The sequence below is a fragment of the Haliscomenobacter sp. genome, from assembly GCF_965225875.1.
In the GTDB taxonomy this organism is placed as follows: Bacteria; Bacteroidota; Bacteroidia; order Chitinophagales; family Saprospiraceae; genus Haliscomenobacter.
In genome coordinates, this window is record NZ_CBDDBS010000002.1 from 948,367 (window position 1) to 961,525 (window position 13,159).

Here is a 13,159-nt window from a genome sequence, read left to right on the forward strand (position 1 = left end):
CAGGATTTTAGCCTTACCTTGCGGGCGTGTTATTGTTCACAAAATTGAAATTTTATGGTTGAGCATTTGAATGACGGCGGAGTCAAACTAAAGCGCATTTTTATTGAATCACGCTTGCCAGAAGAACTCGAACCCCTACAGGAAATGGCCAACAACCTTTGTTGGTCCTGGAGTAATGATGCTACTGAGCTGTTTAAACAAATCAGCCCGGAGCAATGGGAAGCCCTCAATTACAATCCGATCGCAATACTGGATCAACTCTCGATGGATAGAGCCCAAGAGTTGTTGAAAGATAAGGCTTTTATGAGCCTGATGACCAAGGCCCATACTTCCTTCAAAAAATACCTGGCTGAAGAACCCAAAGCTGGATCGCCCAAGATTGCGTACTTCAGTATGGAGTTCGGTTTGCACATCTCGGCGCGCCTTTATTCCGGTGGTTTGGGGGTCTTGGCTGGTGATTTTTTGAAAGAAGCCAGTGACGAAAACGTCAATATGGCGGGGATTGGTTTGTTGTACCGTTATGGCTATTTTGAGCAAAGTATTTCTCTGTATGGTGATCAGGTCAACAACTACGCACCCCAGGAGTACACCAAAATGCCAATGCATCCGGTACGGGACAAAAATGGGGAATGGCTGAAGATTGTCATTGACCTGCCTGGTCGTCAGGTATTTGCCAAAGTATGGGAATTGCCCGTTGGCCGGATTCCACTGTATTTGTTGGACACCGACCTCAACGAAAACAACTGGGAGGACCGCAGCATTACCCACCACCTGTATGGCGGGGACAAAGAACACCGCCTCAAACAGGAGATCCTTTTGGGGATCGGGGGAACGCGTGCCTTGGAAGCACTCGGGTTCGATGCAGACATTTACCATTGCAATGAAGGTCACGCTGCCTTTATGACGCTGGAACGCACGCGGGGACTGATTCGCAACCACCACCTCAATTACCAACAGGCAACGGAAGTAGTTCGCTCCTCCTCCTTGTTCACTACGCACACCCCGGTTCCTGCCGGGCACGACTACTTTACGGAGGATTTGTTGCGCAAATACCTTTCGGAATATTGCCACCAATTGAGCCTGACCTGGCACGATTTTATGGCCCTGGGTCGCATCGACGCGCACAACAATGACGAACCTTTCTCCATGAGCCACCTGGCCATCCACTTGTGCCAGGAAGTAAACGGGGTAAGTGAATTGCACGGACTGGTTTCGCAGCAGATGTTCAAGCCCATGTTTCCTGGCTATAACCACCAGGAATTGCATGTAAGCTTTGTAACCAATGGCGTGCACTATCCAACCTGGATTGCCAATGAATGGCACAAGTTGTATGTAGAATTTTGTGGTGAAAAATTCATCAAGGACCAGTCCAATTTGAAATTGTGGGAAGGAATTCAAAAAATTCCGGCAGCGCGGATCATGGAGATTCGCAAAAAGCTAAAAACCCGCCTTTTGCATTATGTAAAAGACAAACTCAAATCCGAATTAACCCGCCGTGGGGAAAAGCCCGGTAGCATCTTTGAGGTGTTGAACAACATCCCTGAAAATGCACTGGTGATTGGTTTTGCCCGTCGTTTTGCTACCTACAAACGGGCCCATTTGTTGTTCCAAAACCTGGAACGTCTGGCCCAAATGGTAGGGGACAAACAACGCCCGGTGATGTTCATTTTTGCGGGAAAGGCCCACCCTGCGGACCACCCTGGTCAAAAATTGATCAAAGACATCGTCAACATTTCCAAACGCCCTGAATTCGCCGGAAAAATCCTCTTTTTGGAAGGGTACAATATGGAAATGGCGCGTTTGTTGGTTCAAGGTGTCGACATTTGGCTCAATACCCCAACTCGTCCATTGGAAGCCTCGGGTACTTCCGGAATGAAAGCCGCCATGAACGGGGTCATGAACTTTAGCGTGCTGGATGGCTGGTGGGCCGAGGGCTATCGTGCCGATTCAGGCTGGGCGCTTCCCTTGGAAAACACCTATGACGATCCTATTTTGCAAGATGAGTTGGACGCTGAAACCTTGTACAATACGTTTGAGGAAGACATCATCCCAACCTATTACAAGCAAAACGCGGAAGGCATTTCCGAAGAATGGGTACAATACGTTCGCAACATCATTGCCAAGGTGGCACCGCTGTTCACGATGAAGCGAATGATGGACGACTATTTCTCCCGCTTCTACAACAAATTAGCCAAGCGGGGTGGTCAATTCAAAAAAGACCAGTTCAAGGACGCCAAAGTAATGGCGGATTGGAAAAAACTGATGTTACAACGTTGGGCAGGTATCCACTTGGTTGACCGCGATATTTTTGATACCGACAATTACTCTTTGACCCTCGGCGAAAGCTTCAATGTTGGTGTAAAGGTGTATTGCAACGGGGTCAAAGCAGAAAACCTGGGTGTAGAGATTCTGTTTTTCAAACGCAAAAGTGAAACAGAACTGGAGCTGCGTAGCACCTTCCCGCTGGAATTGACCGATGGCAAAGGTGACATTGCGACCTTCAGCTCTGAAATCAACCCACAAATGTCGGGTGTATACGAATACGGTTTCCGATTGTATCCAAAACACGAAAACCTGCCACACCGCCAGGATTTAGGCCTGATTAAATGGTTGTAAACGCCAACCCATGGCTTTAGCCGTGGGAGGCCACCATACATAATCGCCCCATGGATTTATCCGTGGGATCGATCGCAAGATCGATAAAGAAGAAATGGCGAACGGAGTCCCCGTTCGCCATTTGCTTTTCATAATACGTTCGTCCATACAGGTTAAAATCACTAACTAGGGGTTTTCTTTTTTCGCGGGGACATTCATCCCCGCGAACCAGGGGTAAAGTACGTCAACCGGAGTAGGGATAAATAGGTGTATAGGTGTTAGGTGTTTTTTAGGTTAAAAATTAACTGAGATTTTCTGGGGTTGGCCCACGATTGCTCGTGGGCCGTCAAACGGGTTTTTAGGTGTTTTGATATGCGTTGTTTTGGGATAAAATGATAAAAAAAACCTGGAGTTTAGCGATTGTAAATTTCTCATAGTATGTTCGTGTATCTTGCTTTCTGATCACGATTCAAAGGTATTCCGAAAGCCCTGCCCAGGAAAACCACCAAGTGCCCCAAAATCGGAATTCAGACGAGCAAAAAAGCACCGATTAAACAGGTACTTCGGTAAAACAAATGTGATCTATCAATTCACAAATCGTTCATTTTTAATATCTTTCGACTTTATTTTTCTCGTATCTTTTATTTTTTTAGACTAAATCCCAAGTTTTTAGTTTCGAGTTTCAGAAGGGGAGAAAAAAAATGAAAAAAAAATATTTTCTCTCCCAAAACGTCCACACAGGTTATGAAAGACGATTTGTTCAGCTTAATCCAGGCAATGGCGCCCGCGGAAAAGCGCTATTTTAAAGTCAATTCCAAAAAACTCAGTGGCGAAAAAGTCCAGGCTGACTATGTAGACTTGTTTGAAATGCTCAATAAAATGGAGGAACTGGATGAAGCCAAACTGCGAAAAGTATTTGACAAACGCCTGGCCGATACCCGCGCCTACCTCTATGAGGCCATTCTGCGTAGCATGCGTGCTTACCGTAGCAAAAGATCTTTGTACAGCCAAATCAAGGATAAAATCATCGATGCACGTTATTTGCTGGATGTCGGGTTGCCCGAGCAGGCTGAATATTGTCTGGACGAAGCCAGGGAGATGGCCGAATCCGCCAAAGACACGCTATCCTTACTGGAAATCAATCGAGAGTACCGCAAGTTGCTACGCAGAACCTTTACTCAGGGCAAAGAGACGACTTTGCTGGCCCTGACCGAAGCCCAGCGTTTTTTGGAAATACAAATGCAGGAAGAATTTTGGGCGATAAGCAACAGCGACAAAGTTATAGTAGAAACCAATCGAGTCATGCGCAGTGAAAACCGTGCTGATGCCGAGCGATTGCGTAGCCAATTTGCCGATCTGTTGGATGAAACAAGTACTCCTCAAGCCATTAGGGCTCAACTAGCTTGTTTTCAAATCCGGGTTGTCTTATTTTATTATCTAGGTGAGCTAAATCAAGCTTATGCTGAAGGCAAAAAAGGCCTGGCCCTCTGGAAAGCATTCCCGGTGTTGAAGGATGAAGAGCCTTTTTCCTACATCAACGATTTGGCCAATCACCTTACTTTAGCCATTCAACAAAAAGACTATAGGGAAGCTACCCTACTCCAACAGCAATTGGAGCAATACAAACCCCAGTCCGCACATGAAGAAGCTTGGTGGTTTCGAAAAAGCGTCGGCACTGATCTGTTGCTGCGCACCAACACAGGCAACATTGAAGGGCTGGATCAAATGGCCGAAAAAATCAAGGCTGGCATTCAACGTTTCGACATCACCATTTCCGGCCAATTTCACTTTTACATCAATTTGGCCATCCTGCAATTCATCGCTGGCACCTACCAGAAATGCCTCGAATCCTGCGAATTACTCGTTCGTCAACACCAGGTAAAAGACCGCCAGGATGCCCGGGTGATTGCCGGACTGTTGCGGGTAATGGCTATGTACGAGTTGCAGCACGACGATTTTGAAAACGCCCTGCGTTCTAGTGACCGTTTGATGGACAAAGAAGAGATCAGCTTTTTGGAAGATTTTGAACAAACCATCCTCGGTTTTCTACGCACCCTGAATCGGGCCCCCGAACGGGAAAAACGCCCCATCTGGCAAAAGATGGAACAGTACTTGGCGGATAGCAACAATAGTTTATTGGAAATTGCGACGCTGCTCAGAGGCTGGGTGGCTCTACATTTGACGGGGGAGCCTATTGTGGAAAGGATGCGGCGAGAAGCACACAAATAGCAGGAGAAAAAATAAGCCTAACTCAACACTTCCCGAATCCGCGCCACCCCATCCTCATACGAAGCCCCTACCGGAATCTCCACCCCATTCACCCATACCTGCTGCCGTGCGATTTTGCCCACGTGTTTCACGCCCACAATGAAAGAGCGGTGCACCCGCACAAAATCATGCTCTGGCAAGGCTAGCAGCGCCTCTGGCACGTTTTGGCGGCACATCAATTTGCGCTCTTTCAACACATACGTCATGTAATTTCCGGCTGCTTCAATGTAGAGGATATCCTTGAGGTAAACCTTTTCTTCTTCGTAACCTGTTTTTAGAAAAATGAAGTCTGGAGTTTCTTCCCCGCGTACATTTTTCATTTCCAGGGCCTTATTACAGGCTTTGGTGAAACGGGCCAGGGAAAAAGGTTTGAGTAGGTAATCCACTGCGTCCAAATCAAACCCTTGCACCGCATACTCACTGTACGCCGTTGTGAACACCACCAGCGGGCCATTTTTCAGGATTTGCGCAAACTCTATCCCGGAAATGTCCGGCATTTTGATGTCCAAAAACAGCAGGTCAACCTTGTTCTGGCGCAAATAAGGCAAGGCCTCAAAAGCATCGACAAAGCTGGCGCGCAGGTCCAAAAAAGGCACCTTAGCAGCATGCATTTGTACAACCTCCAGGGCTTTGGGCTCGTCGTCGATGGCAATGGCACTTAACTTCATGGCAGCTACACAATGGTGAGGATTAAAGATACGAAATAATCATGCTCAGAGACCTGAATGCTGAATTGGTGTTTGTCCGGGTACAAGAGGTCCAGGCGTTTGCGCACATTATCGAGTCCAATGCCGTGGCTGTCTTTTTCGGGATCCAATTCACTTTTGGGGTGATAACTGTTGTGCACCTTGAAAAAGATATGTTCGGGATCGTGCGTCAAGGTGATGTAGATCCAGGAAGCATTGCGAAAACTGATGCCGTGTTTGAAGGCGTTTTCCACCAATGGATTGAGCAACATCGGAGCGATGAATACCTCCCGATCAGGGTTTTGTAAGTTGATTTTGAGGTCAATTTGTTGGTTGTCGTCCAGGCGCAATTGTTGAATTTCAATCAGGTTGTGGAGGTACTCAATCTCTTTGGCCAGAGGGATGCGATTTTGGTGGTTTTCCTGCAACATGAAGCGCATCATGTCTCCCAGTTTTTGGATGCCATCGGCGGTTTTTTCACTGTTTTCCTTCATCGCAATGGCGTAAAGGGTATTAAGGGCGTTGAACAAAAAGTGGGGATTGATTTGAGCGCGGAGGGCGCCTAGTTCGGCGGAGGTTTGGGAGACTTCAGTGAGGAAAGTACGTTTTTCGCTGATCAAAATTGAACGTAAAAAAGCACTTCCGATTCCCAAAATACAAGGAACAAAAAAACATAAAGAAATAAACTCAAGAGAAATGGGGCCACCATTACCCACAGTTACAAAATAAACTACAGTAATCAATGGCGCTATGGCTGCTTCCCATAGATAAATGCGATTTTCCTGACCAAATCCTCTTTTAATAATATCAATCACCCGATAGAACCAATGTAAATGTAAAATCAGGATGGGAAGAATAAAATACCAACTTATACTAATTGCATCACAATTGTTACAATCAGGCTTACCATACACTACATAATAAATTGCTCTAAAGCAATACCAAATCAAGGTTAAGACAACAAACCCCAGCAGGAATTCAGATAAAGCTGTTAAAAGTAAACTACGACTCTTCCTTGCACTTGCTGTTAAAAATATATAGGCTTCTACAAAAACCTCATACAATAGAATGGCTGATAACAACTTTACACTATCCTGAAAAACATACAATGTTCTGAAATAAGGAAAAGCATTAGGGCCTTCCTCATAGTCAAATCGAAACAAGTCAATATTGAAATACCCATAAGCCATCGCAGCAGCCAGGATTAGGCCTAAACTCAAAAAAGTAGACAGAAATGCAAGTACTCCAAATTTTTGGGCCAACTGTTGGCGCACAATTGAAGGGGTCACGAATTGGTGGAATACAGTAGCTGCAAGTAAACCTCCAAGCCAATACAAAAAGGTGGGAAGAATCTCATTTTTCAGGTAGTCATATTGGTGCGTAATACAATCTATACACTGATTCTCAGCCAGGTTAAAATCAGCATAACTTGTAGCCAACATAATAACAGCCAGCAGTATGCTGGTCAATAATAAATACCCCCAATTACGTATAGTCGCTGTCCCCATTTCTTTTTTTTGTAAAAATAGAGATTCGGCCCATTGCATTCGAGAAATGGGCTGAATCAAGCACTTTTTGGGATAAAATCACTTTGCACTTTAAAAATCATAACAATCCATCCCGCGTCCACTTTTTTGTTTACCACCCCGCCCTTTGCCTCCGTTGAACCAGTTTTTTGGCCAGGGACTAATTTTTAACGCAGCATAAAAACCCGCTTCAGAAAGATTGCCCCGGCTCATCCAGGGAATGAGATTATCGGTACCGATGGTTAAAAAAGCCAGGCGAATTGCGGCACCCAGGCGCAACTTCTGCCAGCGGTACAGCGTAAGCGGCAGGTACGCCCCTACCCAATTGTTTTCCCAACCACTCACTACCGAGAGGGTGCTGGCTTTGTGCAGTTGGTTGTCTCGAAATGCCAAGGGTTGTTGATACACGGCAAAAAAGCGCAAACCTTCCGTTTTGTAAAAACCGGCCTGCAAGACCAGATTAGTCGGTAAACCTACCATAAAGGAGGAATCAATCAAAGCTGCATTTGGATCACCACTGAGCAATTCACTCAATTGGGCAGCCTTGTTGGGCAAGTCAGTCGGTCCAGTCCAGCTGGTATAAGGGTCGGTATCAAAAATAAGGGTCCCGACATTGCGAAACTGGTACAATTGTGCGCTATCCCGAAAACGAATCCCTCCCAGGTCGTTGAGGGCAATCCCCGCATTGCAGTTCCAACGCTCCCCAACGTACTCGTAAACAAGCCCAAGATCGAGGCCCCAGCCTTTCCCTTGCTGTTGCAGTTTGTAAGGAGTATCGGCATCGGCACCCAGATTGCCTCTGGTGAAAGCCAAGGTAGCCGCGCCCGGGCTCACTTCAAAACTATCCGTACGGATTTGCTGGTAACTGAATTGCTCATTGAAAATCGTGAGCCCTTCGTAACCTTGCAGATACCGCAGGTTAAAGCCCAGCGCAAGTCGACGATCATCAGCCGAACCAATGCTGTAATCATAATGCAGCCCCCATTCCCGCCAGGCCATTCCATTGACGTGAGAGGGCGTCATATTGACTTTGCCCCTGTTGTTGATGTAGGTGTAATACCCCAGATCGGTGGGGAAAATGGTTTCCATTTCCATCCGGGCCCGAGTGGTGAAGCCAATGCCATGTTGGCCCAATCGAACCAAAAAAGATGGACCCAACACGTTTACCGTCACATCACCATAATAAGAGCTATTGCGGGTATAATAATCCAAAACCAGGCTGTTCGGTCCGGGCGTACGGTCAGCGGGTATATCCGGGCGGCTGTATAGGTTCTGAATGTTACGGTATCTACTGAATTCGCCTGCTTTGGAATTTTCCAGGAAGGCGTAGTTGTTGCTCACAGAATTAACCGTTTCGACCAGGTTCAAGTCCCATTTCTTGTGGTATAAGGCACCTAGGGCCGGATTGAGCAAGGTACTGTTGATGCCAGTGAATTGTTGTAGGCGTAAACCGAGGGCTTCCTGGCCCGAACTGGATATTGCTGCCAGGATACAAAGGGGCAACAGCAATATTTGCAGGTTTTTCATATTTGATGCTTCGTTTTGAGTTGAACGCTGAATAGGTGGGGTTTGATATTGAAAATTCAATAAACCCAGATTCAGAATGAGGTCAAAGAGACTTTTTGGTGGAGTTCTAATAAATATTTGATACGAATCTAAAAAAAAATAAATTAATAGTGTACGGTTTTTTGTTGTTTCCCCTTAGGTGAGAAGGATGACAAGCAGCATGGCGCTTCTGAATAGAATATTTCAAGTAGTTGATTTGTATCTCTTATCTACCTATGTTTATTAAGTGGCCTGGTCTTGTGTTTGGTTTCAATCGAAATAAAAAAGGCTGCCTCATTTTTGTAAGAGAGGCAGCCCTACCAACATTATTGTTGTTCCTTTTCCAGGTAAATTTCTTCTTTGGGCGCATCCAATGTTTTGACCTTTTGCTGCGGCGGATTTTTGATCTTCATTTTTTCCGCCAACTCCTGGGTACTCACAAAGGAAGTGATCATTTGGGTCAACATGTCAGCAGCCGCGGTGGGCGCATTGGGCAACAAAATCAGGTTGCTGTTGCTGTGCTGGCCAATTTGTTGCAAGGTGTCGTAGTGCTGGGTAACCAGGATCAAGGCAGAAGCCTCCTGAGAATTGATGCCCACTTTGTTGAGCAAATCCACTGATTCCTCCAAGCCACGGGCAATCTCCCGACGCTGGTCGGCAATACCCTGACCTTGCAGGCGTTTGGATTCGGCTTCGGCTTTGGCGCGAGCCACTATGCGGATGCGTTCGGATTCTGCTTCATATTCTGCTGCCAGCTTTTGGCGTTCAGCAGCGTTGATGTGGTTCATCGCGTTTTTGACAGCCTGATCGGGGTCGATGTCCGTTACCAGGGCCTTGACGATGCCATATCCGTAATCATTCATGGCCTCTTCCAACTCACGGCGAATGGCCAGGGCAACATCGTCTTTGCGTTCAAACACATCATCCAGGCGCATTTTGGGTACTTCCGCCCGAACGGTATCAAAAACATAGGCTGTGATTTGCTCGGTAGGGTTCTGGAGTTTGTAAAAAGCATCGTAAACACTGTCTTCCAGCACTTTGAATTGTACCGAAACCTTCAAGCGGACGAAAACGTTGTCTTTGGTCTTGGTCTCCACAACAACGTCCAATTGCTGGATTTTCAAGTTGATGCGGCCCGCCGTGCGGTCCAGGAAGGGAACTTTGAACTGCAGGCCCGCAGTCCGTACGCTGTGGAATTTGCCAAAACGTTCGATCATCAGAGCCGTTTGCTGTTTTACGGTGAAAATACCGGAGAAAAACAGGAACAAAGCGAAAAGGATTAGGACATAAAAAAGGATACCCATATTGCTTCAGGTTTTTTGTTGGCATGAATTTATGAAAAAAATGTGGGATTAACATGGTTTAGGTTTTTTACTCAAACACACTTGCTTGCAAATATGCCGATTGTGCCACAGATAGTCAATTATTATCGATAAGAATCAAGTTTTTCCTAATTTTCTTGGCTATTTTTTCGTCCGATCATCTTTGCCCGCTATCTTTATTGCCAAACATTAGCGCAAGAAAAGCATGAACAAACAAAACTCAGAAGAACATCAATCCGCTCTGCGTAGCCAGGGCTGGTTTGGAAAAAAAGGGAAAGACGGCTTCATTTACCGCGCCTGGATGAAAAACCAGGGCATCCCTGATCATGAATTTAAAGGCAAACCCGTCATTGGCATTTGTAATACCTGGTCGGAATTTACCCCTTGTAATGCGCATTTCCGCGAATTGGCCGAATCGGTCAAACATGGCATTTATGAGGCTGGTGGTTTTCCTGTGGAATTCCCGGTCATGTCACTCGGTGAAACCCTCATCAAACCTACCGCCATGTTGTACCGCAACCTGGCCAGTATGGATGTGGAGGAATCAATTCGAGCCAACCCAATGGATGCCGTGGTGCTATTGTGTGGTTGTGACAAAACCACTCCTTCCCTCGTAATGGGCGCCTGTAGTGTCAACATTCCCACACTGGTAGTATCGGGTGGGCCTATGCTGACGGGCAAATACAAAGGCGGCGACATCGGTACTTCGGATGTTTGGCGCTTCAACGAAGCCTACAAAACGGGACAAATGAGCGCCGAAGAATTCCGCGAAGCCGAAGCCTGTATGGGGCGTAGCCGTGGGCACTGCGCCGTCATGGGCACTGCGTCGACTATGGCTTGTATGGTGGAAGCTCTTGGTTTATCTCTGCCTGGCAATGCCGCCATTCCTGCTTCAGATTCCCGTCGCAAAGTACTGGCACACTACTCCGGTATGCGCATCGTGGAAATGGTGAAAGAAAATCTACGTTTGTCTGATATCCTCACCCGCGAGGCTTTTGAAAACGCCATCAAGGTCAATGCAGCCATAGGTGGTTCAACCAACGCCGTGATTCACTTGCTGGCCATGGCCGGGCGGATTGGGGTTGACCTTACCCTGGATGATTTTGACGTACACTCCCGCGGCGTTCCACTTTTGGCCAACCTGCAACCTTCCGGCCAATACTTTATGGAAGACTTCTATTACGCTGGTGGTTTGCCTGCACTGATGCGGGAAATGGGAGACCTACTGCACCCAGCCATTACGGTTAATGGTCGCCCGATCACCGACAACGCTCAGGAATTTGACAACTACAACAAGGCCATAATTGGAGATCTGGAGGAACCCATCAACCCACTTTCAGGGATAGTCGTTGTCAAAGGAAACCTGGCTGAAAATGGTGCCGTTATCAAAACCTCGGCAGCCTCTCCAGAATTGCTCAAACACCGGGGCCGGGCCGTGGTTTTTGAAAACATTGAAGATTACCATGCTCGTATCGATGATCCAGCGCTGGATATTGATGAAACCTGTGTCATGGTGCTCAAATCCGTAGGGCCCAAAGGCTACCCGGGGATGCCCGAGGTTGGAAACATGGCCTTACCGGTCAAGTTATTGGAAAAAGGTGTAAAAGACATGGTGCGCATCTCCGATGGCCGGATGAGTGGAACGGGCTTTGGCACCGTGGTACTGCACGTTTCGCCGGAATCGGCGGCAGGGGGTACTCTGGCTTTGGTACAAAACGGAGACTTCATTGAGTTGGATGTCGATGCCCGCAGCCTGCACCTGGAAGTAAGCGAGGAAGAATTACAAAAACGCAGAGCAGCCTGGAAGTCACCTGCATTTGAAGCCAGAGGGTACGTGCATTTGTACCAGCAACACGTCACCCAATCTCACCTGGGAGCGGATCTGGACTTCCTCAAAGGTGGATCGGGCGATTCTGTGACGAGAGACTCGCATTAAACTTGAGGCGATTTGGTTATCGATAAGTTACAAACTTAGAAGCAACGACCAGCGGCAGAGCCGCCAAAACGTCTGTAGCATTTAGACCGTACAATGCTTTTAAGGTACGTAGTACCGAAACAAATGGCAACAGTTGCGGTACTACGTACCTTAAAATCTATCTTCATTCCTTAAGCTACAGACGTTTTGGCGGCTCTGCCGCTGGTCCTTATGCCTAAGATTACCCAATTACTTGATAATTAACTCGCCTCAAGCCTAGTAAACAAATTTCCGGGATTCAGTCGAAGTGTCGACTGAATCCTGTATCTCCTAAAACCCTTTTCAACCCTACCCATGCCATTCACAGGAAAAGTTGCTTTGGTTACCGGTGCCGGGCAAGGCATCGGCTACGAAATCTGCCGACAGCTGGCGCTGCGGGGGGCGGCAGTTTTGCTCAATGATCGCGACCCCGAACTGGCCGAATGCGCCGCGGAAGAAATCCGTTGGGAAGGAGGCAATTGTTTGGCCTGCGCCGGAGATGCAAGCCAGATTGCCTTTATTGAAAGTATGGTGCAAACCTGCGTAAAAGAATTTGGCCGCCTGGACATCGCCATTGCCAATGCAGGCATTACCCATTTCGGGGATTTTTGGACCTTCCAGCCCACCCAATTTGAAGAAGTGATGAACCTCAATATGCGGGGAACCTTCTTTCTGGCACAAATTGCCGCCAAACAAATGCGCGCCCAGGGCGAGGGTGGAAGTCTGTTGCTGATGTCCTCAGTGGTCGGAGTCCAGGCGCACAAAAACCTGGGTGCCTATGCCATGACCAAGGGCGGAATCCAGATTTTGGCCAAAAACCTGGTCGTGGAACTTTCACCTTATGGCATCACCTGCAATGCCGTAGCTCCGGGAGCAACTGCTACCGAACGCACCCTCAACGATCCGGAATACGATCAGGTTTGGTCTAATATCACCCCAATGGGGCGGCCTGCCAGTCCATTGGACATTGCAGAAGCGGCTTTGTTTTTGGTGTCGCCACAAGCTCGGCACATTACCGGGCAGACCTTGGTAGTGGATGGGGGTTGGACGGCGGTGAGTGTGCAGCCCTGAGGTGATCCGATTTTTTCGTGCACTCCGAGCCCCGCTAGGGGCGCAATATGGGTAGCAAAAAACGCCCCGATGTTTTCCGAGTCCCGTAGGGACGTGATGTGGGTATCAAAAGGGGCATAATACCCACATTTCGTCCCTACGGGACTCGGGAAAACCCGGAAACCACCACTACCCATATTACGCCCCTAGCGG

At 47.5% G+C, this 13,159-nt stretch carries 8 protein-coding genes; 4 read left to right on the forward strand and 4 right to left on the reverse strand.

The annotated features are described in order from the left end of the window. Positions 1 to 54: 54 nt before the first annotated feature. Together glgP and ACO08K_RS06800 are read left to right on the forward strand one after the other, a co-directional pair. Positions 55 to 2,616 (forward strand): alpha-glucan family phosphorylase, encoded by a 2,562-nt coding sequence (gene glgP, locus ACO08K_RS06795; RefSeq protein WP_421795634.1) that lies wholly within the window; start codon positions 55 to 57, stop codon positions 2,614 to 2,616. Between the two features lie 723 nt (positions 2,617 to 3,339). Continuing rightward, positions 3,340 to 4,824, forward strand: a complete 1,485-nt coding sequence (locus ACO08K_RS06800; protein ID WP_421795635.1) for a hypothetical protein — start codon at positions 3,340 to 3,342, stop codon at positions 4,822 to 4,824. Positions 4,825 to 4,841: 17 nt separating this feature from the next. Here ACO08K_RS06800 and ACO08K_RS06805 read toward each other — a convergent pair whose 3' ends face one another. From ACO08K_RS06805 to ACO08K_RS06820, 4 genes are all read right to left on the reverse strand, one after another. Further along, complete coding sequence (locus ACO08K_RS06805; protein WP_421795636.1) at positions 4,842 to 5,531, reverse strand: LytR/AlgR family response regulator transcription factor; 690 nt, start codon at positions 5,529 to 5,531, stop codon at positions 4,842 to 4,844. 5 nt (positions 5,532 to 5,536) lie between these two features. Next, the gene (locus ACO08K_RS06810; protein ID WP_421795637.1) at positions 5,537 to 6,169 is read right to left on the reverse strand and encodes a sensor histidine kinase; all 633 of its coding nucleotides are present in this window, start codon (positions 6,167 to 6,169) and stop codon (positions 5,537 to 5,539) included. Positions 6,170 to 7,147: 978 nt separating this feature from the next. Next, on the reverse strand, positions 7,148 to 8,602 hold the full coding sequence (locus tag ACO08K_RS06815; protein ID WP_421795638.1) for a DUF5723 family protein: 1,455 nt from the start codon (positions 8,600 to 8,602) through the stop codon (positions 7,148 to 7,150). Between the two features lie 344 nt (positions 8,603 to 8,946). Continuing rightward, complete coding sequence (locus ACO08K_RS06820; protein WP_421795639.1) at positions 8,947 to 9,924, reverse strand: SPFH domain-containing protein; 978 nt, start codon at positions 9,922 to 9,924, stop codon at positions 8,947 to 8,949. Positions 9,925 to 10,147: 223 nt separating this feature from the next. Between ACO08K_RS06820 and ACO08K_RS06825 the strand changes: the two genes are divergently transcribed. Together ACO08K_RS06825 and ACO08K_RS06830 are read left to right on the forward strand one after the other, a co-directional pair. After that, a complete protein-coding gene (locus ACO08K_RS06825; RefSeq protein ID WP_421795640.1) occupies positions 10,148 to 11,878 on the forward strand; it encodes an IlvD/Edd family dehydratase in 1,731 nt (576 codons plus the stop codon). A 333-nt stretch (positions 11,879 to 12,211) separates the two neighbouring features. Continuing rightward, the gene (locus ACO08K_RS06830) at positions 12,212 to 12,967 is read left to right on the forward strand and encodes an SDR family NAD(P)-dependent oxidoreductase (protein WP_421795641.1); all 756 of its coding nucleotides are present in this window, start codon (positions 12,212 to 12,214) and stop codon (positions 12,965 to 12,967) included. Positions 12,968 to 13,159: the final 192 nt, after the last annotated feature.